We start from the raw sequence: 21,632 nt of genomic DNA, 5'->3' as shown, positions 1-21,632 counted from the left end.
GCGAGAACCGGTGCGCGGGGCGTCCAGGACACCGTGATAGAACGTTTTCCTGCCAACGAGGGGAGCAACGATGCGTGTCGGTATCGTCACGCCGGTGGTGGCGCAGCCGCCCGGCAGCGCCGCCTGGGAGCGCGGCGCGGGGATCGAGGAGATCGCGGCGATCGCCGCGGCGGCCGACCGGCTCGGCTACCACCACCTCACCTGCAGCGAGCACGTCGCCGTCCCCGCCGAGGCGGCCGAGCAGCGCGGCGGCGTCTACTGGGACCCGCTCGCCACCCTCGGCCACCTCGCCGCCCGGACGTCCCGCATCCGGCTGGCCACGCAGGTCCTCGTGCTCGGCTACCACCACCCGCTCGCGATCGCCAAGCGGTACGGGACGCTCGACCGGGTCAGCGGCGGCCGCCTCACGCTCGGGCTGGGCGTCGGCAGCCTGGAGGAGGAGTTCGACCTGCTCGGCGCCCCCTTCGCCGGCCGCGGCGCGCGCGCCGACGACGCCCTCGCCGCCCTTCGGGCCTCCCTCGGGCGGCGCCTCCCCGAATACCACGGCCCGCACTACGACTACTCGGGGCTGGTCGTGGAGCCGCACGCCGTCCAGGAGCACGTCCCGCTGTGGATCGGCGGCCGCTCGGGGCGCTCCCTGCGCCGCGCCCTGACCGCCGACGGCTGGGTCCCGTTCGGCCTCCCGCTGAAGACCCTCGCCGAGATGCTGAGCGAAGCCGACGTGCCGCCCGGCTTCGACGTGGTCCTGGCTCCGTCCCGCCCCTTGGACCCCATGGCCGACCCCGAGGCCGCGGGCGCGGCCCTCACCAGGCTCCGCGACGCGGGCGCCACGATCGCCGGCGTCAGGTTCGCGTCGTCGTCCCCCGCGCACTACCGCGAGCAACTGGCGGCCCTGCGCGACCTGGCCGGGGCCTACGGCCTGACCTTCGAGGAGAAGCTGTGACCGTCGAATCCCGCCTCGCCGCCCTCGAAGAGCGCCTCCGCGCCCTGGAGGACGAACGCGAGATCACCCGGCTGATCCTCTCCTACGGCCCCCTCGTCGACAGCGGCTGCGCCGCCGACGTCGCCGCCCTCTGGGAGCCCGACGGCGTCTACGACGTGGACGAGATCCTCATGACCGGCCAGGCCGAGATCGACGCCATGGTCCGCTCGTCCAGCCACCAGCGCTGGATCGCCGGCGGCTGCGCCCACTTCGTCGGGCCTCCGCACGTCACCCTCGACGGCGACGAGGCCACCGCCGTCGGCTACACCCTCATGATCGTCAACAGGGACGGCTTCGCCCTGCGCCGCGCCACCGCCAACCACTGGCGCCTGCGCCGCACCGCCGGCGGCTGGCGCGCGGTGAACCGCACCAACCGGGTCCTGGACGGCCGCGAAGAGTCCCCCGACCTCCTGGCCTCCCACTTCCCCGACGCCGCCCGCCACCGCTGAGCGGCCGGACAGGCCGAGGCCGCGCCGGGGGCGGGTTCGGCCGGTGCGGTCAGGGGGTGTTGCCGCCGAACCACTCGCCGGCGTGCGGGCGGGAGTCGGCCGCGCCGGACGGGGCGGACGGAGGACGGCCGTCGCGGCGGGCCTCCAGGCGCTCCTGGAGTTCGGCCTCGATCCGCATCTCGTCCTCGCTCGGCGCCATCGCGATGACGATCAGCAGGATGGTCGCGACCGCGCCGACGCCGCCGACGAGGGGCAGGATGAAGTCGACGGCCTTGGCGCCGGTGGGGGCCGCGTCGCGGGCGTGCAGGTGCACGCGCATGGCGGCCATGCCGGTGTAGTGCATGCCGGTCACGGCGACGCCCATGATCAGCGCCGCGCCGGCCGTCGCCCACATGCCGCGGACCTTGAGCGCGAACCAGAGCGCGGCGGTGGCCGCCACCAGGGCGATCACCACCGACAGCGTCACGAGGGCGGGCTGGTAGCCGACGTCTGCGGACATGTTCATGGCCGCCATGCCCATGTAGTGCATGCTCGCCACGCCCGCGCCGGTGAGCAGCCCGCCGGTGATGATCAGCGGCGTGCCGGCGCCGGCGAAGCCCACCAGGAACAGCCCGATCGCGACGACCGCGATCGCGATGAGGCAGCTCAGCAGGGTGAGCGGCACGTCGTAGCGGATCTCGGCGTGCGGCACGCTAAAGCCGAGCATGGCGATGAAGTGCATCACCCAGATGCCGGTGCCGCCGATGGCCAGCGCCGCGAGGCCCAGCCAGGAGGCCCGTGACCGGCCGCTGGAGGCTCGCGCGCGGGCCGTGCACATCAGCCCGAGCAGCGAGCCGACGAAGGACATGAGATACGCGGCCACCGGTGTCAGCAGCCCGTAGGAGAAGTGGTGGACTTCCGCCATATGTTCCCCTCGGAACGGTCCAAAAAGTGATCGCCGCATCATGTCACGCTGATCAGCACGAATCGAACGCGGTTCCGGTGAGCGGGGAAGCGGATCGGCGGAACGTCAGGGGGTGATGGCCATGGCGGCAAGGATCCTGGCGGCCAGGTCCCGGTCCCCGGTGACGCGGACGGTGACCGCGTCGGGGGTGCAGCGGCCGGCGGTCAGGCGGACGTAGGTCTCCCAGTCCATGGCGAGCTCGGACGTGGGGTCGCCGGGAGCCGACGGGGCGGGGGCCGACGGGGCGCCGCGGCCGTTCTCGTCCACCGTGACTGCCGCCTGGAAGTCGGGCGGGCCGGTGATCGTGAAGGCCACGGAATCGCCGGGGGCGGCCTTCGCACGGCGGGCGACGATGAGGGGCAGGGCGGGGCTGAACAGGTTCCAGAAGCAGTGCGCCGCCGGCGCGTCCAGGTTGCCCGGACGGTCGACGGCGCGGCGGACGTCCTGCTCGTGCGTCCAGCAGTCCATGGCGCGGACCATCATCAGGCGGGAGTAGGGGCCGTCCCTGCCGTCCGGCATGGTGACGACGCGGTCGGGGTCCAGGGTGGGGAGCTGGACGAGGCGGCGCTCCAGGGCGTCCGCGAGCTCCGCCGCCACGGCCGGGCCCGGGAGGGGGCGGCGCGCGTGCACCGCCGCCTCCAGAGCCCGGCCGAAATCGTTGCGGAGGTACTGGAAATCGGGGACGTCGACGTCGGGGGAGGGTTCGCCGAGGAGCTGGAGCTCGATGCCCACCAGGTGGGACAGCTGGTCCTTGACCGTCCAGCCGGGGCATTCGGTCGGACGGTCCCAGTCGTCGCCGGTGAGCGTGCCGGCGAGCGCGAGGGTCGAACGGACCGTCTGCTCGTAGGCGGCGGTGTTGGCGCGCATCTCCTCGTTCATCCCCCGGAGCCTACGCTCCGAGCACGTTGCCGATGATGTCGGCGTAGGCGGCCTCGCCGCGGGCGTTCGGGTGCAGGGGTGCGGCCGGGTTGACGGGGACGTAGCCCTCGATCCATCGCTTGGACGACGACTGGCAGGCATCGTGGCCGGCGGACGGGGTGACGAGGTCGACGTAGGTGGCGCCGTGCGCGGCCGCCTGGTCGCGGATGACGCCGTTCATGGCGTTGACGGCGCCCTGCAGGAAGTTGGCGTCGGTCGGCAGGACGGGCTGGATGGGCCAGCAGCCGTTCCTCTTGATGTAGAGGCCGTATCCGGTCACGACGACGTGCGCCTTCGGGGAACGGGCGCGGATACCGTCCAGGACGGCGCTGAGGCGCGGGCCGAGGTCGGCGGTCTTCTGGGCGACCTCGGTCTCGAACTCGCCCTTGCAGGGGGTGGCGGTGGGGTCGAGGTTGATGCAGTCTTCGGCGATGCCGACGAGCCCGACGTCGTTGCCGCCGATGGTGAGCGTGACGAGGGTGGTGGACGCGGTGAGGGCGTCGAACTGGGGCGGGACCGTGCCGGTGTCGACGCCGGCGACGCTGGTGCTCTGCGGTTCGGTCATGTGCTTGGTCCGGGCGCCGCTGCAGGTGACGTCGTGCAGGTCGGCGTTGAGCGCGTCGGCGAGTTCGTGGGCGTAGTTGTTGGTGGAGCGCCCGCATCCGATCGGGCCGGTGATGTCGGGGATGAGCGGCCCGGAGGCCATCGAGTCGCCGAGGGCGACGTACTCCACCGTCGCCGCGTGGGCGGGGGCCGCGGCCAGAGCCGTTCCCGCGAGGACGAGTGCGCCGACCATGCCGTGCAACAGACGCTTCATGCCAACTCCCGGCGTCATGGACGATGTCGCCGTGATCGTCCAGAATCTGGACACACCGTTCAATTGGCGTGAAAACAGACTCTTGCGGGAGCGGTTGTGACGCGGGACAACAAGGGCGGCGGCCGGGCACTGCGCATGGCGGGACGGCCGATGGCGGCCCATCTGCGGGCCCGCGCTCCACGGCTGACCCGGCGCGTGGTCGCGCGGCTGCTCGCCGAGCTGCCCGTGTACGCGGAGCTGCCGCAGGAGGAGGTCGCCGGGGATATCGCCGGAATCGTCCAGCACAGCCTCCGGCAGTTCGCGGACGTGCTGGAGCGGCGCCGCCCCGCCCGGCCGGACGAGTTCGGCAGCCAGCGCGACTCGGCGGCGCTGCGGGCCGAGGAGGGCGTGCCGCTCGACGCGATCCTCACCGCGTACCAGATCGGCGCGGCGATGGCGTGGGACGAGCTGACCGCCGGCGCGGAGCCGGCCGACCTGCCCGCCTTCCAGGAGGCGCTCGGCTACTTCCTGGACTTCCAGCGGCTGCTGGTCTCGGCGGTCAGCGCCGCCTACCTGGAGGTGCGGCAGATCCTCGACAGCCAGGAGCACGGCGGCCGGCACGCCCTGATGACCGCGCTGCTGGCCGGGGAGACGGCCGCGCACCGCCCGGCGCCCCGGTACGCGGTGCTGACACTGGCGTTCGCCCCGCATCCCGACGAGGCCGGCGCGGGTCAGCGCGCCCGGATCGCGGCCCGGCGCAAGATCCGGCGGATCCGGACCGTGCTGGACGAGGTCGCCGACGAGCCCGCCCTCACCGCCCTGGACGCCTCCGGCGGAACCGCCCTGCTGCCCTTCTCGGCCGGCTGGGACGTCCTGGCCGACCTGGTGGCGCGGGCCGCGAAGTCCGCCGACATCCCGGTCACGGCGGCGGCGGAGATCGCCGCGCCCGCCGGGATCCCCGCCGCGGTCGCGCAGACCGCCGAGATCATGGACCTGGTCCGCCGGGCGGGCCGCCCGCCCGGCCTGTACCGGCTCGCGGACGTCCTGCTGGACTACCAGCTCAGCCGGCCGAGCGGCGCGCTCGCCGGGCTCGCCGCCCTGCTGGCGCCGCTCGACCGCAAGCCCGAACTGCTCCGCACGCTGGAGCGCTACCTGGCCTGCGACCTGGATCGGCGGACGACGGGCGCGGCACTGCACGTCCACCCGAACACGGTGGCCTACCGCGTCCGCCGCATCAGCGCGCTGACCGGGCTCGATCCGGCCCGGCCGAGCCACCTGCAGCTGCTGAACGCGGCGCTGATAGCGCGCCGCGCCCTCCCGTAGTGCGGTGACCCCTGCGCTCCGCGCTCGGTGTGGGTGGGGGGCTCAGCCGGCGGTCGCGCCGGGGTGCTCGGTACGGAGGTGGTGCTGGAGCGAGGACAGTTCGAGGTGCGCCTGGTGGCAGCGCACACACGCCCAGATGCCGTCCGGAATGGTCACGCCGTGCTCAGCCCCGTCGTCACGCGCGCAGAGCGCCGTGTAGGTCTGGACGAGGCGCCGCCACGTCCTCCGGACCGCCAATGACATTCCCGCTCCCCCTCCAAGCCGAACCTCATGGATCGGCTAAGGATAAGGCAACGGGAATGTCAAGGTGAAACGCCGGAGATCACTGTCCGATCTTCACCCCCGGCTCGCCGTGCTTGTACTCCAGCGGCCGCATGCCGCGGCCACCCGGGATGTTGCCGGCCGCGCGGTACTTGCCGGTGGGCAGGATGGTCCGCCCGAAGGTGTTCTCCATCATCATCGCGGCCGCCGCGTACAGGGCGACCGCCGCGGAGGCGACGAACAGCCAGCCGCCGATGTCCAGCGGCCAGGTGGACCCGGCCCAGAATCCGGCGGCCGTGAAACCAGCGCCCACGGCGAGGCAGGCCAGCAGCAGCGCCAGCACGATGTTCTCGCCGAGCGCCGCCAGCGCGCACAACCCCGTGATGGCCGCCAGCGCGATGAACCAGAAGCCGAAGCCCTGCTCCACGCCGCCGAGGACCGGCGCCAGCGCCAGCGGTGCCGCGCCCGCGCTGATCAGCAGGAAGAGCGTGCCCCAGCCGAGCCAGAACGCCCCCCAGGTGCCGTGGACCGCGGTGGCGAGGCCGTCGCGGGCCCGGTAGGCCCACATGCCCGCCAGCAGCTGGGCGAGGCCGCCGAAGAACAGCACGAACGGCCAAAGGATCAGTGGGGTCGCGGCGGTGCCGTACCAGCCGGCCTGCCATGCGCCGACCATCATGGTCGCGCCCGCGAACCCGAACAGCCCGAGGATGGACGGTGCCGCGATGGGCTGCAGGAAGACCCGCGTGCGGTCCTCCCAGATCGCGTGCTCGCCGGGCTCATTGGCGCCTCGGCGCGGCGCGGCCGTGGCGGCGCCCTCGGCGGGCGTCGCGGCTGCGGCGCGCTCGCCGGGCATCGGCGATTCCCCTCGCTCTCTTCGCCTTGCCATGAGATCCCCCTCTGGAATCGGAGAGCTGTAAATCCCTCCTAACCGTGGTTTGGGGGGTCAAACAGCCCCGGACCTGGATACTCGCGGAAGCATCCCCCATCGCGCGGATCGTTTACCGCGCCCGGGTGCGGACGTGGTGATCCGCTGACGCGGGCGGCCCGTCAGCGCTGCGGGCGGCAGTGGATCGTCAGGCCGGGGGTGAGGTGCCAGCCGATGAGGCGGAAGAGCCGGTCGATGTGCGGCGAGACCGTGTGCAGGACGAGCAGCCGGCCGTGGTCGTGCATCTCGCGGGCCGCGACGGTGAAGGCGCGCAGCCCGGCGACGTCCATGAAGGCGAGCGCGGCCATGTCGACGTGGACGTCGCCGGCCAGCCGGACCTGCGCGGCGTGCAGCGCGGCGGCGACGCCGGGAGCGGTGGAGACGTCGATCTCGCCGGCCATCCGGAGCCACGGCGAGGACGACGCGGCGGCGATGTTCAGCAGCGCGGTGTCGAGCTCGACGATGTCGTAGCGGGGAGCCGCGCGCTCCCCGGACCCGGGAGCGCCCTCCCCGCCGCCGATCCGCCAGATCGTCATGTCACGCGCACCTCGCCCTTGGACGGGGCGCCGCTGTCCGGGCGGCCCCGTATATGCCAGGCTCTCACCTGTCGGCATCCTATGGACCCCACCGGGCGGATTTCATGGACGAGAAGACGATTCTGGACCGTATCAACGAGTTCATCGAGGAGGAGCACGCCCTCCGGCAGGCGCACGAGCGCGCGGAGACGACCGACGGCGAGGCGCGCGACCGGCTGCAGCGGCTGGAGGTGGCGCTCGACCAGTGCTGGGACCTGCTGCGCCAGCGCCGGGCCCGGCGGGCGGCGGGACAGAACCCGGACGACGCCGAGGTCCGTCCCGCCGGTGAGGTCGAGGGCTACTGGCAGTAGCCCCCTCGGGTCCCGCGGATCACGGGACCATCCAGCCGAGCACGCCGGTGGACTGCAGGCCCGACAGCAGGCACATCCCGGCGAGGAAGAGCAGGCTCCAGAGGACGACGCGGCGGAAGATGTCGCCCTCGCGGCCGTCCAGGCCCACCGCGGCGGCCGCGATGGCGAGGTTCTGCGGGGACACCATCTTGCCGAGGACGCCGCCGGAGCTGTTCGTCGCGGCCATCAGCACCGTCGAGAGGTCGGCCTTGTTCGCGGCGGTGACCTGGAGGGCGCCGAACAGCGAGTTGGACGAGGTGTCCGACCCGGTCACGGCGGTGCCGAGCCAGCCGAGGATCGGCGACAGCACCGCGAACGCGCCGCCCGCCCCGGCCATCCAGGTGCCGAGCGTGACCGTCTGCCCGGATGCGTTCATCACGAACGCGAGGGCGAGGACGGCCATGACCGTGATGATCGCCCACTTGAGCTGGACGAGCGTCGTCCAGTAGGCGCGCAGGGCCTTGCCGAGGCCGACGCCGAGCACGGCCATGGTGATCAGCCCGGCGACGAGCATCTGCGTGCCGGGGGTCGTCAGGTAGTTGAAGTTGAAGTTCGGCAGGCTCAGCGGCTTGCCGGACGGGCCGGTGAGGTGGAGGCCGGGCCAGGAGACCGTCTGGGTGGCCTTGTCCAGCTGGTTCTTGACCGCGTCGATCTGGCAGACGACGAAGACCGCGATGATGATCGCGTAGGGGGCGTAGGCGCGGGCGACCTCGGCGCGCGAGTCGCGCTCGCCGCCGGTCTCGACGCGCGCGGCGAACTCGGGCGTGGGCTCGTCGGCGGAGCCGCCCGCGACCGGCGCGGGCCGGGCGGGCGCCTGCCGCGGCCGCAGCCGGACGACGAGGACGACGGCCGCGGCCGAGACGAGGGACGCGACGACGTCGGCGAGCGGCACCGAGATGAAGTTGGCGGTCACGTACTGGGCGACGCCGAACGCGAAGCCGCAGAACAGGGCGGTGGGCCAGGTCTCCCGGAGGCCCCGCTTGCCGTCCACGATGAAGACGAGGACGAGCGGGACGAACAGCGCGAGGATCGGCGTCTGCCGCCCCACCATCGCGCCGAGCGTGTCGCTGGACTCGCCGGTGACCTTGCCGAGGGTGAGGATCGGCGTCGCCATCGCGCCGAACGCGACCGGCGCGGTGTTGGCGGTGAGCGCGAGGACGGCGGCCTTGATCGGCTGGAAGCCGAGCGCGATGAGCATGACGGACGTGACCGCCACCGGCGTGCCGAAGCCCGCGAGGGCCTCCAGCAGGGCGCCGAACGAGAACGCGATCAGCACGGCCTGGAGCCGGTGGTCGTCGCTGACCTGCGCGAACGAGCGGCGGAGCACGTCGAAGTGGCCGGTCGTGACGGTGATGTTGTAGACCCAGAGCGCGTTGATGACGATCCACAGGATCGGGTAGAAGCCGAACGCGGCGCCCTCGCTTCCGGCGAGGAACGCCTGGTCGGCCGGCATGCCGTACGTCCAGATCGCGACGGCCAGGGAGACGGCCAGCGCGATCAGGGACGCCAGCCACGCGCGCATGCGCAGGCCGCCCAGCAGGACGAACAGCACGGCGAGCGGCAGCGCGGCGACGAGTGAACTCCAGCCGAGCGAGTCGGCGACGGGATCGAGGATCTGCTGGTACACGGCGATCACCTCGCGGCTAGGGAGCGCCCCCGAGCACGTGATCGATACCCACCGGCGTGACGTGCATCACCTTGATAGTGAACTTTTCAAACAGTCATCTCCACCTCCACTCGCGTTGCCCTCCTTCACAGGTGCGGGAGGAGTTTCGCGGGGGTGATGGGCAGGTCGCGGACGCGCACCCCGCACGCGTGCGCGACGGCGTTGCCGACGGCCGCGGCGGCCCCCACGATGCCGATCTCGCCGATGCCCTTGGAGCCCATCGGGTTCAGGTGCGGGTCGGACTCCTCCACCCACGCCGCGTCGATGTCGCGGACGTCGGCGCAGGACGGGACGTGGTACTGGGCGAGGTCGCCGTTGACGTAGTCGCCGAACCGCTCGTCCATGACGCTCTCCTCCATCAGCGCCATGCCGATGCCCATGGTCATGCCGCCGATGAACTGGGAGCGGGCCGCGACCGGGTTGATGATCCGCCCGACGGCGAACACGCCGAGCATGCGGGGCACCCGGACCTCGCCGGTGTCCATGTCCACCTCGACCTCGGCGAAGTGCGCGCCGAACCCGTGCCGGGCGTACTCCTCCTCCGCCTTCAGCTCGCCGGCGGTGTCGGCCGACACCTCGATCCCCTCGGGCGGGACGGCGCCGTTGAGCCGTCCGAGGAGCGTCTCGCAGGCCCGCACGACGGCGGTGCCCCAGCTGGCCGTCCCGCTGGACCCGCCCGCGACGGACGCGGCCGGGAAGGCGCTGTCGCCGACCTCCATCCGCACCCGGCCGAGGTCGGCCTTGAGCGTCTCGGCGGCGATCAGCGCGAGCGCGGTGCGGGCGCCGGTGCCGATGTCGGCCGCCGCGATCCGGACCGTGAACGTACCGTCCCGGTCCGCCCGCGCCGTCGCCCGGCCGGGGTTGCGGCGGGCCGGGTAGGTGGTGGCGGCGACGCCCGTCCCGAGCAGCCGGCGGCCGGCGCGCCGCACACCCGGCGCCGGGTCGCGGCCCTCCCAGCCGAACCGGTCGGCGCCCTCCTCCAGGCACGCGACGAGGTTGCGGGAGCTGAACGGCAGCCCGCTCTCCGGCTCCCGGTCCGCGTCGTTGCGGATGCGCAGCTCGACGGGGTCGACCCCGGCGGCGACGGCCAGCTCGTCCATGGCCGATTCGAGCGCGTACATGCCGGGCGTCTCGCCGGGCGCCCGCATCCACGACGGCGTCGGGACGTCCAGCCGGACGACCCGGTGCGTCGTGCGGCGGTTCGCGGCCCGGTACATCACCCGGGTCGGCGCGGCGGCCTGCTCGGCGAACTCGCGGACCGTGGAGGTCTGCTCGACCACGTCGTGCATGATCGCGGTGAGCCGCCCGCCGGTGTCGGCGCCGAGCCGCATCCGCTGGATGGTGGGCGTGCGGTAGCCGGTGGTCGCGAACATCTGCCGGCGCGGCACCGCGAACTTGACCGGGCGGCCGACCTCGCGCGCGGCCATCGCCGCCAGGACGGCGTTGGGCCGGGGCGTGCCCTTGGACCCGAACCCGCCGCCCACGTGCGTCGACACGACCCGCACCTGGTCCTCGCCGAGCCCGAAGATCTTCGCGATCGTCCGCTGGTGGCTGGACGGGCCCTGGGTGGACTCGAAGAGCGTGAGGGTTCCGTCCTCGTTCCACTGGGCGACGGTGGTGTGCGGCTCCATGGGGTTGTTGTGCTCCGCCGGGGTCGTGTAGGTGACGTCCACCCGCACGGCCGCTCCGTCGAAAGCCTCGTCGGGGTCGCCGAGTTCGGTGTCCGCGGGGAGCCCGGCGTTGACCTGCTCGGGCTTGTAGAGGCCGGGATGGTCCCGGCGGAGCCGGACGTCCGGCTCCTCCGGCGCGTACTCGACGTGGAGGAGGCGCGCCGCCTCCCGCGCCGTCTCCAGCGTCTCGGCGACGACGGCCGCGACGAACTGGCCCCGGTAGGAGACCGTCCGGGACTGGAAGACGGCCAGCTCCCCGTTGGACGACGGCTCCAGCCGGGGTGCGTTCTCGCAGGACAGGACGGCCAGCACGCCCGGAAGCCGGCGCGCCGAGCCGGTGTCCACGGAGACGATCTCGCCGCGTCCGGCCTCGGCCTGGACGGCCGACAGGTAGGCGGCGTCGTGCACCGGGTACTCGAAGGCGTACCGCGCCGCGCCGGTGACCTTCTCGCGGCTCTCCAGCCGGTTCGTCATGACCTCTCCCTCCACTCGTCCGCCAGCTCGGTCAGCGTCCGCACGACGAGGTTGCGCGCGAGCGGCACCTTGTAGCCGTTGTCGCGCAGCGGTGCGGCGGCCGCCAGCTCGGCATCGGCGGCGCGCGCGAACTCCTCCCCGGTGGCGGGGGCGCCGCGCAGCGCGTCCTCGGCCTTCCGGGCCCGCCACGGCTTGTGGGCGACGCCGCCGAGCGCCAGCCGGACGTCCCCGACCGCGCCGCCGCGCACGTCCAGCGCCGCCGCCACCGAGACCAGCGCGAACGCGAACGACGCCCGCTCCCGCACCTTGCGGTACGCGGCCGGCATGCGCAGCGGCGGCACCACGACCCCGGTGATCAGGTCGCCGGGGTCCAGCGTGGTGTCCCGCTGCGGCTCGGAGCCGGGCAGCCGGTAGAGGCCGCCGAGCGGGACGGTCCGCTCCCCGCCGCGGCCGAGCACCCGCACGGAGGCGTCGAGCGCCGCGAGCGCCACCGCCATGTCGGACGGGTGGGTCGCGACGCACGCCGCCGAATGCCCGAGGATCGCCAGGTTGCGGTGCTCGCCGTCGCGCGCCGGGCAGCCGGTTCCCGGGCTCCGCTTGTTGCAGGGCTTGGACGCGTCCTGGAAGTAGGGGCAGCGGGTGCGCTGCAGCAGGTTGCCGCCGACGGTCGCGAGGTTGCGGAGCTGGCCGGACGCCCCCGACAGGACGGCCTTCGCGAGCATCGGGAACTCCTCGCGCACCGTCCGGTCGGCGGCGAGGTCGCTGTTGGTGACGGCGGCGCCGATGAGGAGCGTCCCGTCCGGGTCCCGCTCGATCCGGTCGTAGGGCAGGCGGGTCACGTCCACGAGCTTCGAGGGCTCCTCCACCCCGAGCCGCATCAGGTCCACGAGGTTCGTCCCGCCGCCCAGGTAGCGGGCACCGTCCCCGTCCCCGTTCCGGGCCATGGCGTGCTGGGCCATCGCGTCCTCGGCCGTCGTCGCGCGCGCGTATGCGAAGGGCCTCATGCCCGCGCTCCTTCCCGGACTCGCCGCGCGGCCGCGCCGGGTTCGCCGGCCGCCTCGCGCAGCGCGGCGACGATGCCGGCGTAGGCGCCGCAGCGGCACAGGTTGCCGCTCATCCGCTCGCGGATCTCGGCGTCGTCCAAGGGCGGCTCGGAGGCCATGTCCCCGGTCGCGGCGCTCGGCCAGCCGCGTGCCGCCTCGTCCAGCACGGCGGTCGCGGAGCAGAGCTGGCCGGGCGTGCAGTACCCGCACTGGAAGGCGTCGTTCTCGATGAACGCCTCCTGGACGGGGCTGAGCCGCCCGTCCCGCGCGAGCCCTTCGACGGTGACGATCTCGGCGCCGTCATGGGCGACGGCCAGCGCGAGGCATCCGTTCGCGCGGCGCCCGCCGATCAGGATGGTGCAGGCGCCGCACTGGCCGTGGTCGCAGCCCTTCTTGGAACCCGTGAGGCCGAGGTCCTCCCGCAGGACGTCCAGCAGGGACGCGCGGGTGTCGACGCTGAGCCGGTGTTCTCGGCCGTTCACGTCCAGGGTGATGTCGGCGTGGATAGGCATGTCCATGCCGCGCCCCTACCCCGGACGGAAGGGGTGAGTCAGCGGCGCCGCGGACGCAGCCGGTGAAGGCGGTACCAGGCGGCCGCGACGAAGACCGCCAGCAGCACGGCCGCGATGCCCATGTCGAACGCCCAGGTCGCGGCCGCCGGCTTCCACAGCGGGTCGGGGTCGCCGGCCGGCGGGGAGATCCTGCCGAGGTCGATGGTCGCGCCCGCCGCGCCCATCCCCCACCGGGACGGCGACAGCCACGCGAGCTGCTCCAGCCCCGGCTTGCCGTTCAGCCGCACCAGCGCGCCGGACAGCACCAGCTGCGCCATGGACAGGACTATCAGCAGCGGCAGCGTCTTCTCCGACGTCCCGACCAGCGCCGACACCAGCAGCCCCAGCGCCATCGACGCGACGCCGAGCAGCGCCATCGCCAGCATCAGCTCGGGCAGGACGGCGGTGAAGGTGCCGTGCGGCGGCAGCTTCACCCCGACCGTGCCGATCAGCACGAGGACGATCGCCTGCAGCGCCGTGATCACGCCGAGGACCAGCAGCTTCGACATCAGGTAGACGCCCGCCGACAGGCCCGCCGCCCGCTCCCGGCTGTAGATCGTCCGCTCCTTGACCAGCTCGCGGACCGCGTTGCCCGTCCCGGCGAAGCACGCGGCGAACGCCATCACCATCAGCTTGGACGCGGCGTCCGGGTTGGTGCCGGGCGCCCCGGTGAGGCCCTTGGCGGCCGGGATCGCGGCGGTCAGCCCGCCGAGGATCAGCGGCATCACGCCGAGCAGCACCAGGTAGCTGCGGTCGGACGCGATCACCGCGAGGTAGCGCCGGCACAGCGTGCGGAGCTGCGCGAGCCGGGACTGGCGCCGGGGCGGCGGCTCGGGCGCCCTGGCCGCGGCCGGGCGGGACGTCCCGTTCGGCATGCCCGCGACATAGCGCGTGTGGCGCGGGGAGGCGCGGAACTCCGCCGCCCAGTCGCGGTCCGGCTCGCGGTCGAACGACTGGAACACCTCGGCCCACGTCCGCTTGCCGAAGTGGGCGAGGCCCTCGTCCGGCGGCCCGTAGTAGGCGAGCCGGCCGCCGGGGACGAGGACGAGCAGCCGGTCGCAGGTGTCGAGGTTCGCGACGCTGTGCGTGACGACGATGACCGTCCGGCCGTCGTGGGCCAGCGCGCCGAGCATCTCCATGACCGTCTTGTCCAGGCCCGGGTCGAGGCCGGACGTCGGCTCGTCCAGGAACAGCAGCGACGGTTTCGTCAGCAGCTCCAGCGCGACGCTGACCCGCTTGCGCTGCCCGCCGGACAGCCGGTCGATCCGGGTGCGGGCGTGCGGGGTGAGGCCCAGCTCGTCCAGCACCTCGTCGACCCGCTGCTCCCGCTCGCTCCTGCGCGTGTCGCCGGGGAAGCGCAGTTCCGCCGCGAACAGGAGCGCCTGCCGGGTCGCGAGCTGGGTGTGCAGGATGTCCTCCTGCGGGACGAGCCCGATCCGGTGCCGCAGTTCATCGTAGTCGGCGTACAGGTCGCGGCCGTCGTAGCGGACGGTGCCCTCGGTCGCCGGGTGGGTCCCGGTGACGGCGCCCAGCAGCGTCGACTTCCCGGCGCCGGACGGGCCGATGACGCCGACGAGGGACCGTTCCGGGATGGGGAAGCCGACCCCGTCCAGGATCACCTTGCCCTCGGGCGTCCGGACGGTCAGCCCCTCCACCGACACCGACACGTCGCCGGTGTCGACGAACTCCCGCAGCTCGTCCCCCACCAGCCGGAACGTCGCGTGCCCGACGCCGACCAGGTCGTTCTCGGCGACCTCGGCGGCGCCGACACGGTCGCCGTTGACGTACGTGCCGTTGTGGCTGCCGAGGTCGACGATCTGGTAGCGGCCCGGCACGAGCGGCCGCAGCTCGGCGTGGTACCGCGACACGACCAGGTCGGGGACGACGACGTCGTTGTCGGCGGCGCGGCCGATCCGCAGCACGCGCGGCACGACCTTGAAGATCTGGCTGGGGCGCCGCCCGGCCCCGGCGGCCTCCGGCAGCGGGTCGGCGTCCGAGCAGGCCAGTTCCTCGCCGGCCGCGGCGTCGCCGAGCCGGAACGTCAGGTCGCCGCGGATCGCCATGCGCGTGACGCGGCGGCCGTCGAGGAACGTGCCGTTGCTGCTGCCCGCGTCCTCGATCCGCCAGCCGTCCGGCCCGGCGCGCAGCACGGCGTGGAACCACGACACCCGCGGATCGGTGAGGACGATGTGCGACGCGGGGTCGCGGCCGATCCGGTACGCAACGCCGGCCCGCAGCCGGTGCACGCCGCCGCGCGTCCGGACGACGAGGGGCGTGGCACGCGATTCCGCGGCGGGCACGGCCGTCATGGACCGGAGTTTAATTCCCCGCGCCGATATTGACAGGGCCCCATTCCGGGAATTGAGTGAATACCATGGCGAAGCCGTCCGGCGAGGCGACCGCCACCCGCGTCGACCGGCTGCCGCAGCGGCGCCGGCGGCGCTGGCCGGTCGCCCTTCTCGCCCTCGTCGCACTGCTGTCGCTGCTGGTCGGGACGGCCGACCGGGCCGGCGCCGCGGTCGCCCAGCACGAACTGGCGGCGGAGATCAGAAAACAGGGATTTCCGGCCACACCGGAAGTGACCATCAAGGGAATCCCATTCCTGACGCAGGTCGCCTCCCGTGATTTCCGCGATGTGCGGCTGAAAGCGGACAATATTATCGAGGGACCCCTGCGCATCACGAGTCTCAAAGTGCGCGCACGGAATGTCCGGGTCGATCGGGGATTCCAGAGCGGCGTCCTCGGGTCGGTCGACGGGACCGCGTTCGTCGCGTTCGGCGACCTGGCGAAGGCGGGCGGCAGCCCCGGCCTGGAGCTGACCGCCGGGGCGGACGGCCGGGTCCACGCGAAGGTCGACCTCGGCATCACGGACGTGACCGCCACCGCCGCCGTGACGAAGGAGGGCGACGGCATCCGGGTGAAGGCGCTGTCGGCCGCGGGCTTCCCGCTGGACGAACTGGAGGGCGCGCTCGACTTCACCGTCCCGGTGAAGGGCCTCCCGCTGGGGCTGGCGTTCCGCGGCCTGACGGTCTCGTCCGGCGGCGTCTCCCTGCACGTGGACGGACGGAACGTCCGGTTCGGCTAGCGGACAGCCGGGCGGCCCCGGAGATCAGTCGGCGTCGGTGAGTATCTCCACGACCTGGCGGGCCGTCTCGGTCGGCAGCGGCGCCGGCAGCCCCTTCCACTTGCGGGACGCGGCCAGCGCCGCGGCGCCCGCCCCGCCGCCGTACACGGCCGCCGCGACGAAGGACGCCAGCTCGGGCGGCAGCTTCTTCTCCAGCAGCAGCACGTTCATCCGGTAGGTGGCGGCGGTCGCGAGCATCCCGAAGGCCCCGGCCACCGCGCCCAGCCGCAGTGCCGGGATGCGCTGCCGGGCCTTGTCCAGCATCTCCTGCTGCGCGGCGTCGACCACCCGCCGGGCGAGCAGGAGGTTCTGCTCCAGCGGGCCGTCGACCTCCGCGGGTTCGCTCGACTCCGTCATGACCTCCGGCTTACCCGCAGCAGGGCGAAAGAATCCGGCGAGCAATATGTCACAGGGCGGGGCGGGGGGCGGGGATCATGAGGGTGTGGCGCTCGTCCGGGGTCAGGCGGCGGAAGACGCGGGTGCGGGCGCGCTCGACCAGGGCGGCGCCGTCGGTGACGGCCTCCCAGACCCGGACCGTGCGGTCGCCGGAGGCGGTCGCCAGGCGGGTGCCGTCCGGCGACCAGGCCACGTCCCAGATCTCGTCGTCGTGGACGGCCGCGACCGACAGCTCCCCGCCGGTCAGCGCGTCCCACAGGCGGACGGTCCGGTCACCGGACGCGGTCGCCAGCACCCGGCCGTCCGGTGACCACGCCACCGACCACAGCCAGCCGTCGTGCCCGGACAGCACGGACACCTCCGTCCCCTCCGCGGCGTTCCACACCCGCACCGCGCGGTCGCCGGAGAGGGCGGCGATGTGCGCGCCGTCCGGCGACCAGGCGACGGCCCTGACGGCGCCCTGCGGCACGGTCAGCGCCGTGAGCCGCAGGCCCGTCCGCGGCTCCCAGACGAGGACCGCCCCGTCCTGCGACCCGGAGGCCAGCCGGGTTCCGTCCGGCGACCAGGAGACGGCGCGGACGGTGTCCTCGTGCCCGCGCAGCACGAGGGGCGCGGAGCCGTCCGGCCCCTGCACCCGGACGGTGCGGTCATCGGACGCGCTGGCCAGCCGGGTTCCGTCCGGCGACCACGCCACCGCCCGCACCCAGTCGCCGTGCCCGGTGAGCACGCTCTCCAGCGCGCCGTCCGCCGCCCAGACGCGCACGGTGCGGTCGCGGGAGGCCGTCGCGAGGCGGGCGCCGTCGGACGACCACGCCACGTCCCAGATCTCGTCGGTGTGCCCGCGCAGGACGCGCGAGGTGCCGCCGGCCCAGATCCGGACGGTGCCGTCGTGCGAGGCGGAGGCGATGCCGCCCGCCGACCAGCCGATCGCCGACACCGCGCGCTCGTGCCCGCGCAGCACCGCGACCTCGGCGGCGCGCTCGGCGTCCCAGAACCGGACGGTCCGGTCGTTGGAGGCGCTGGCCAGGCGGGCCCCGTCCGGCGACCAGGCCACCGCGCGCAGCGCCTCGCCGTGCCCGCGGAACACGGCGAGCTCGGTGCCCTCCGCGGCCGACCACAGCCGGATCGTCCGGTCATGGGACGCGGTGGCGAGGCGGGCGCCGTCCGGCGACCACGCGACGGCCCACACGATGTCGGCGTGCCCGGTCAGCACCGCCGCGGACCCGCCGGTCGCCACGTCCCACACGCGCGCCGTCCGGTCGTAGGAGCCGGTGGCCAGGCGGGTCCCGTCCGGCGACCAGGCGGCCGTGCGGACGGTGTCGTCGTGGCCTTCCAGCACGGCGACCGTCTCGCCCGCCGCGGCGTCCCAGACCCGGACCGTGCGGTCATCGGACGCGCTGGCCAGGCGGGTGCCGTCGGGCGACCAGGCCACGTCGCGGACCCATCCCCCGTGGCCGCTCAGCGTGGCCGTGGCCGAGCCGCCCGCCGGGTCCCAGATCCTGACGTCGCCGTCCCGGGACGCGGAGGCGAGCCGGGCGCCGTCCGGCGACCACGCCACCCCCCACACCATGTCGGCGTGGCCGCGCAGCACCGCGACCCGGGTGCGGGCGGCCGCGTCCCAGACGCGGACGGTCAGGTCGTTGGACGCCGTGGCGAGCCGCAGCCCGTCCGGCGACCAGGCGACCGCGACGACCGGGCCCTCGTGCCCGCGCAGCACGGCGGCCTCGGTGCCGTCCGCGTCCCAGATGCGGACCGTCCGGTCCGACGACGCCGTCGCGACCAGCGCGCCGTCCGGCGACCAGGCCACCGACCAGATCCGGTCGTCGTGGCCGCGCAGGACGCCGCGGACCCGGGACACCGCGAGCGCCGCCGACAGCGCCCGGCGGGCCAGCGGCGTGGGCGCGCACTCCTCGTGCGCGGCCAGCGCGAGCAGCAGGCTGTGCTCCGGGTCGGTGCGGAAGCCGGTGAGCGCCTGCCGGGCGATCGAGTCGGCGAGCCGCCGCATCGCGGCGCCGTCCGAGCGGTGGGAGATCTCCACGAACTCGACGGCCAGCGGTTCGGCGGCGGCGAGCCCGTCCGCCTCGGTGATCCACTTGCGGGCGGCGGCGAGCCGCTCGCCGCGCAGCAGGTACGCCTCCTGGCGGCCGTAGCGGTCCCATTCGGCGGCCCACTGCTCCAGGTCGGCGAGGCGGCGCAGCGTCTCGGCGTGCAACGCGATCGTCTGCCGCAGCGGCGCCCACGCGGAGAACAGCGCCTCGTGCGAGACGTCGAACACCGCCTCTTCGCCGTCTTGGCCGCTGGTGCAGAGCCGTTCCCGCACGAACGCGTCCACGACGCGGCGGGCGGCGTCGTCCAGCTCGCTCGCGGGGACCCGCCGGCGCGTCGGCCGGCCGTCGGTGAACTTGACGAACTTCAGCAGGACCGGCAGGACGGGCGGCGCCGGTTCCAGGGCCTCCAGCTCCCGCATCACCCGGTCGGCGCGGCGGGTGAGGGCGCCGTCGACGCCGCCGGTCCGCCGGTAGTCCTCGGCGGTGATGGTGCCGTTGCGCCCGACGTGCAGGTACAGCTCGTGCAGCAGGTAGGCGAGCAGCGGCAGCGCCGTCCCGTCCCCGGTGTCGTCCGCCATCTGGGCGACCAGTTCCGGCGGCTCGAACGCGACGCCCGCCCGCTCCGCCGGTTCCCGGATCACGGTGCGCAGCGCCGCCCGGTCGAGCGCCGTGACCGTGAACGGGTGCCGGAACATGCCGGCGAACCCGCCGCTCAGGAAGGCGGTGAGGAACTCGGCGCGGAACACGAACACGGCCCACAGCTTCGAGTCGCCGTCCAGGGCGTCGCGGAGCATGCCCAGGAAGGCGTCGCGGTCATCGCCCGGCGTGAGCGTGAGCAGTTCCTCGGCCTGGTCGACGACGATCAGGACCGACCGGTTCCGCCGTCCCCGCCGGAGCGCGTCGATGCGCCTCCCCAGCTCGGCGGGATCGTCCCGCAGCCCCGCCGCGATCTCCTCGGCGTCCCGCTCGCCCTGGGCGTCGGCGAGGCGCTGGGCCAGGCAGCGGAACGGGTCGCCCTCCGGGGTCAGCGGCGGCAGCACGACCCACCGCCGCTGCTGGTGGATGCGCGGCAGCAGCCCGGCGTACAGCAGCGACGACTTCCCGACCCCGGACGGCCCGGTCACCGCGATCGACCGCGGCTCACTGCCCGGCCGCAGCCGCTCGATCAGCTCCTGGATCTCGGCGTCGCGTCCGAAGAAGACCCCGTCGTCCTCTTCCGTGAAGGCGTCCAAGCCCGGGTACGGCGACCGGTCGGCCTCCCACACCGGCCGGGCCATGGTCCGCCGCTCCTGCCCCTTCTCCCACGCGAGGACGAGGGGAATCAGCAGCATGCACAGGATGATGACGGGAAGTGCCCACTTTTGGACGACATGAGTGGTTTGCGGCGAAACCTGCAATGCCAGCCCGAGCAGCGCCACCAGCAGGATCATCAGATAACCGGGGAAGACAGGGCCCTGCCGACGACGCATGCACCATCCTCCGAACGAGACCGCAAACCCAGCCCATGCTACGGGCGGCCCCCGATGCCCCCAATGGGCGCATCGGCCACAACTCCTTTCGACCCCCGACCGGACGAAATGCTGAGCCCCTTCCGGACATGTGGAGATGTGTTAGGCCAGTTCGCCGCGCCAATGGCGTGCGATGAGAGGAGATGGCTTGCCGTCCACTGTGGAGGAGCCCCATCCGCCCGATGACCGGCGGCGCCGTTTCGAGGAGGTCTACGCGGCGAACCGCGCGCAGATCCTCGGATACGCGCTGCGCCGGACCACCGACCCGCAGGACGCGGCGGACGTCCTCGCCGAGACGTTCCTGACGGCGTGGCGGCGGCTCGACGACGTCCCGCCGGGCGCGCAGGCGCGGCTGTGGCTGTACGGGGTGGCGCGCCGGGTGCTCGCCAACCACCACCGCGGGGAACGCCGCCGGTCGGCGCTGGCCGCCGATCTCGGGTCCCGGCTCCGCGCCGCGGTGGCCGGCCACGACCCGGCCGACCTGGCGGACGTCGCCGCCGCGTTCCGCACCCTGCCGGACGGCGACCGCGAACTGCTGTCGCTGGTCGGCTGGGAGGGGCTGGACCACGGCGAGATCGCGGCCGTCCTCGGCTGCTCCCGCAACGCGGTGCGGATCCGCCTGCACCGCGCCCGGCGCCGGTTCGCCCGCGCGCTGGCACGCACGGACGCGCCCGCCCTGCCCGCCGCCGCACGGATCCCGAACGGAGAGCACGTATGAACCGCGACATCGACACGCTGATCGGCAGGCTCGCGCCCATCACCGACGCCCGCACCGCGGAGCTGCTGACGGACGAGGCCGCCGCCGACCTGGCCGACCGCATCACCGCCGCCTTGCCGGCTGAGGTCCCGGTCACCGCCCCGGCCGCGCGGCGCTCGCCGCTGCTGCTGAGGCTCGGCCTCCCGCTCGCCGCCGCGGGCGTGGCCTGCGCCGCCGTCACGGTGGGCCTGCTCGCCCGGGACGACGGGCCGCAGCGCCCACCGGCCACCGCCTCGACGGCGCCGACGGCCGCCCCGACGAGCCCCAAGGTCGCGCTCGTGGCCGCGCTCTCCTTCACGCGCAAGGGCGGCTACATCGACGTCCGGGTCCGCGACCCGCTGGCCGACCCGAAACGGTACAGCGCCGAGTTCGCCAAGCACGGGCTCGACGTCGAGCTCTCGCTGGTGCCCGCGTCGCCGTCCATCGTCGGCACCGTGGTGATGGTGGACACGAGCGAGGGCACGAAGGACGGCGACATCACGACCATCACCGCCAAGGGCGAGTGCGAGACCGGCGGCGGGGGCGACGTCTGCCCGGTCGGCGTCCGCATCAGGAAGGGATACAAGGGCACCGCCGGGGTCGTGTTCGCGCGGGCGGCCCGTCCGGGCGAGCAGTACAACAGCACCGCACCGGTCACCGCACCGGGCGAGGCCATGCACGGGATGGCCTTCAGGGGCCACCGCGTGGGCGAAGTACTGGCGGCGCTGAAGAAGCGGCACGTGACCGTCCCCGAGTACCGCTACATGGACGGGAACATCAGCAAGCCCCTGTACCCCGGCCAGGTACCCGGCAACTGGTACGTCCACGACGCGGTCCCGTGGGCCAAGGGCCAGGTCCTCTTGTTCGTAGGCACCGGCCCCCGCGAGTGACACG

Annotated in this window: 20 protein-coding genes; 7 read left to right on the top strand and 13 right to left on the bottom strand. The window is 73.8% G+C overall.

Going from position 1 to position 21,632, the window contains the following annotated elements; genetic code table 11:
* Positions 1-70: 70 nt before the first annotated feature.
* Together AL2_RS18435 and AL2_RS18430 are read left to right on the top strand one after the other, a co-directional pair.
* Positions 71-943, top strand: a complete 873-nt coding sequence (locus AL2_RS18435; protein WP_067635112.1) for a TIGR03619 family F420-dependent LLM class oxidoreductase — start codon at positions 71-73, stop codon at positions 941-943.
* Positions 940-1,431, top strand: a complete 492-nt coding sequence (locus AL2_RS18430) for a nuclear transport factor 2 family protein (RefSeq protein ID WP_067635111.1) — start codon at positions 940-942, stop codon at positions 1,429-1,431. The genes AL2_RS18435 and AL2_RS18430 overlap by 4 nt, the downstream gene beginning before the upstream one ends.
* 49 nt (positions 1,432-1,480) lie before the next feature.
* On the opposite strand, the gene AL2_RS18425 is transcribed toward AL2_RS18430, so the two are convergent.
* The 3 genes from AL2_RS18425 to AL2_RS18415 all read right to left on the bottom strand — a co-directional run bounded on the left by AL2_RS18425 (position 1,481) and on the right by AL2_RS18415 (position 4,109).
* Positions 1,481-2,335, bottom strand: a complete 855-nt coding sequence (locus AL2_RS18425; RefSeq protein ID WP_067635110.1) for an MHYT domain-containing protein — start codon at positions 2,333-2,335, stop codon at positions 1,481-1,483.
* Between the two features lie 105 nt (positions 2,336-2,440).
* Complete coding sequence (locus AL2_RS18420; RefSeq protein WP_067635109.1) at positions 2,441-3,253, bottom strand: maleylpyruvate isomerase family mycothiol-dependent enzyme; 813 nt, start codon at positions 3,251-3,253, stop codon at positions 2,441-2,443.
* A gap of 10 nt (positions 3,254-3,263) precedes the next feature.
* Positions 3,264-4,109, bottom strand: coding sequence for an SGNH/GDSL hydrolase family protein (locus AL2_RS18415; RefSeq protein ID WP_245666720.1), 846 nt, complete (start codon positions 4,107-4,109; stop codon positions 3,264-3,266).
* 96 nt (positions 4,110-4,205) lie between these two features.
* Here AL2_RS18415 and AL2_RS18410 point away from each other — a divergent pair, with 96 nt between their 5' ends.
* Positions 4,206-5,411, top strand: a complete 1,206-nt coding sequence (locus AL2_RS18410; RefSeq protein ID WP_245666719.1) for a PucR family transcriptional regulator — start codon at positions 4,206-4,208, stop codon at positions 5,409-5,411.
* 42 nt (positions 5,412-5,453) lie between these two features.
* Here AL2_RS18410 and AL2_RS18405 read toward each other — a convergent pair whose 3' ends face one another.
* The 3 genes from AL2_RS18405 to AL2_RS18395 form a co-directional block, all read right to left on the bottom strand.
* Complete coding sequence (locus AL2_RS18405) at positions 5,454-5,654, bottom strand: hypothetical protein (RefSeq protein WP_067635107.1); 201 nt, start codon at positions 5,652-5,654, stop codon at positions 5,454-5,456.
* Positions 5,655-5,733: 79 nt separating this feature from the next.
* Positions 5,734-6,525, bottom strand: a complete 792-nt coding sequence (locus AL2_RS18400) for an acetate uptake transporter family protein (protein WP_067635106.1) — start codon at positions 6,523-6,525, stop codon at positions 5,734-5,736.
* Between the two features lie 194 nt (positions 6,526-6,719).
* Positions 6,720-7,133, bottom strand: a complete 414-nt coding sequence (locus AL2_RS18395) for an STAS domain-containing protein (RefSeq protein WP_067635105.1) — start codon at positions 7,131-7,133, stop codon at positions 6,720-6,722.
* Positions 7,134-7,237: 104 nt separating this feature from the next.
* On the opposite strand from AL2_RS18395, the gene AL2_RS18390 reads away from it, so the two are divergent.
* Positions 7,238-7,483, top strand: coding sequence for a DUF2630 family protein (locus tag AL2_RS18390; protein WP_067635104.1), 246 nt, complete (start codon positions 7,238-7,240; stop codon positions 7,481-7,483).
* Positions 7,484-7,502: 19 nt separating this feature from the next.
* Here AL2_RS18390 and AL2_RS18385 read toward each other — a convergent pair whose 3' ends face one another.
* The 5 genes from AL2_RS18385 to AL2_RS18365 all read right to left on the bottom strand — a co-directional run bounded on the left by AL2_RS18385 (position 7,503) and on the right by AL2_RS18365 (position 15,235).
* Complete coding sequence (locus AL2_RS18385; protein WP_067635360.1) at positions 7,503-9,149, bottom strand: L-lactate permease; 1,647 nt, start codon at positions 9,147-9,149, stop codon at positions 7,503-7,505.
* A gap of 125 nt (positions 9,150-9,274) precedes the next feature.
* Positions 9,275-11,332: a xanthine dehydrogenase family protein molybdopterin-binding subunit gene (locus AL2_RS18380; RefSeq protein WP_067635103.1), complete on the bottom strand. Its 2,058-nt coding sequence runs from the start codon at positions 11,330-11,332 to the stop codon at positions 9,275-9,277.
* On the bottom strand, positions 11,329-12,336 hold the full coding sequence (locus AL2_RS18375; protein ID WP_067635102.1) for an FAD binding domain-containing protein: 1,008 nt from the start codon (positions 12,334-12,336) through the stop codon (positions 11,329-11,331). Before AL2_RS18375 ends, AL2_RS18380 begins: the two co-directional genes overlap by 4 nt.
* Entirely contained in the window at positions 12,333-12,893 is a 561-nt protein-coding gene (locus AL2_RS18370) for a 2Fe-2S iron-sulfur cluster-binding protein (RefSeq protein ID WP_376741362.1), read from the bottom strand. Before AL2_RS18370 ends, AL2_RS18375 begins: the two co-directional genes overlap by 4 nt.
* Positions 12,894-12,925: 32 nt before the next feature.
* Positions 12,926-15,235, bottom strand: coding sequence for an FHA domain-containing protein (locus AL2_RS18365; RefSeq protein WP_067635101.1), 2,310 nt, complete (start codon positions 15,233-15,235; stop codon positions 12,926-12,928).
* 65 nt (positions 15,236-15,300) lie between these two features.
* On the opposite strand from AL2_RS18365, the gene AL2_RS18360 reads away from it, so the two are divergent.
* The gene (locus tag AL2_RS18360) at positions 15,301-16,011 is read left to right on the top strand and encodes an LmeA family phospholipid-binding protein (protein ID WP_067635100.1); all 711 of its coding nucleotides are present in this window, start codon (positions 15,301-15,303) and stop codon (positions 16,009-16,011) included.
* 24 nt (positions 16,012-16,035) lie between these two features.
* On the opposite strand, the gene AL2_RS18355 is transcribed toward AL2_RS18360, so the two are convergent.
* Both AL2_RS18355 and AL2_RS18350 read right to left on the bottom strand, forming a co-directional pair.
* A complete protein-coding gene (locus AL2_RS18355) occupies positions 16,036-16,407 on the bottom strand; it encodes a phage holin family protein (protein WP_067635099.1) in 372 nt (123 codons plus the stop codon).
* Positions 16,408-16,456: 49 nt separating this feature from the next.
* Positions 16,457-19,963 carry a WD40 repeat domain-containing protein gene (locus tag AL2_RS18350; RefSeq protein WP_067635098.1) on the bottom strand — a complete coding sequence of 1,169 codons (3,507 nt, stop codon included), beginning with the start codon at positions 19,961-19,963 and terminating at the stop codon, positions 16,457-16,459.
* Between the two features lie 187 nt (positions 19,964-20,150).
* On the opposite strand from AL2_RS18350, the gene AL2_RS18345 reads away from it, so the two are divergent.
* Both AL2_RS18345 and AL2_RS39250 read left to right on the top strand, forming a co-directional pair.
* On the top strand, positions 20,151-20,720 hold the full coding sequence (locus tag AL2_RS18345; RefSeq protein ID WP_245666718.1) for an RNA polymerase sigma factor: 570 nt from the start codon (positions 20,151-20,153) through the stop codon (positions 20,718-20,720).
* Positions 20,717-21,628, top strand: a complete 912-nt coding sequence (locus AL2_RS39250) for a hypothetical protein (RefSeq protein ID WP_067635096.1) — start codon at positions 20,717-20,719, stop codon at positions 21,626-21,628. Before AL2_RS18345 ends, AL2_RS39250 begins: the two co-directional genes overlap by 4 nt.
* The last annotated feature ends 4 nt before the right edge of the window (positions 21,629-21,632 follow it).

The sequence above is a fragment of the Actinomadura latina NBRC 106108 genome (assembly GCF_001552195.1).
GTDB classification, from domain to species: Bacteria; Actinomycetota; Actinomycetes; order Streptosporangiales; family Streptosporangiaceae; genus Spirillospora; species Spirillospora latina.
The sequence above is the reverse complement of the archived record's forward strand: the minus strand, read 5'-3'. Positions and strand labels throughout refer to the sequence as shown.

Bases quoted from the DNA above. Each gene is read 5' to 3' on its own strand.
- AL2_RS18435 (WP_067635112.1), top strand. From the start codon at position 71: ATGCGTGTCGGTATCGTCACGCCGGTGGTGGCGCAGCCGCCCGGCAGC.
- AL2_RS18425 (WP_067635110.1), bottom strand. From the start codon at position 2,335: ATGGCGGAAGTCCACCACTTCTCCTACGGGCTGCTGACACCGGTGGCC.
- AL2_RS18420 (WP_067635109.1), bottom strand. From the start codon at position 3,253: ATGAACGAGGAGATGCGCGCCAACACCGCCGCCTACGAGCAGACGGTC.
- AL2_RS18415 (WP_245666720.1), bottom strand. From the start codon at position 4,109: ATGAAGCGTCTGTTGCACGGCATGGTCGGCGCACTCGTCCTCGCGGGA.
- AL2_RS18405 (WP_067635107.1), bottom strand. From the start codon at position 5,654: ATGTCATTGGCGGTCCGGAGGACGTGGCGGCGCCTCGTCCAGACCTAC.
- AL2_RS18400 (WP_067635106.1), bottom strand. From the start codon at position 6,525: ATGCCCGGCGAGCGCGCCGCAGCCGCGACGCCCGCCGAGGGCGCCGCC.
- AL2_RS18395 (WP_067635105.1), bottom strand. From the start codon at position 7,133: ATGACGATCTGGCGGATCGGCGGCGGGGAGGGCGCTCCCGGGTCCGGG.
- AL2_RS18390 (WP_067635104.1), top strand. From the start codon at position 7,238: ATGGACGAGAAGACGATTCTGGACCGTATCAACGAGTTCATCGAGGAG.
- AL2_RS18380 (WP_067635103.1), bottom strand. From the start codon at position 11,332: ATGACGAACCGGCTGGAGAGCCGCGAGAAGGTCACCGGCGCGGCGCGG.
- AL2_RS18375 (WP_067635102.1), bottom strand. From the start codon at position 12,336: ATGAGGCCCTTCGCATACGCGCGCGCGACGACGGCCGAGGACGCGATG.
- AL2_RS18370 (WP_376741362.1), bottom strand. From the start codon at position 12,893: ATGGACATGCCTATCCACGCCGACATCACCCTGGACGTGAACGGCCGA.
- AL2_RS18365 (WP_067635101.1), bottom strand. From the start codon at position 15,235: ATGACGGCCGTGCCCGCCGCGGAATCGCGTGCCACGCCCCTCGTCGTC.
- AL2_RS18360 (WP_067635100.1), top strand. From the start codon at position 15,301: ATGGCGAAGCCGTCCGGCGAGGCGACCGCCACCCGCGTCGACCGGCTG.
- AL2_RS18355 (WP_067635099.1), bottom strand. From the start codon at position 16,407: ATGACGGAGTCGAGCGAACCCGCGGAGGTCGACGGCCCGCTGGAGCAG.
- AL2_RS18350 (WP_067635098.1), bottom strand. From the start codon at position 19,963: ATGCGTCGTCGGCAGGGCCCTGTCTTCCCCGGTTATCTGATGATCCTG.
- AL2_RS39250 (WP_067635096.1), top strand. From the start codon at position 20,717: ATGAACCGCGACATCGACACGCTGATCGGCAGGCTCGCGCCCATCACC.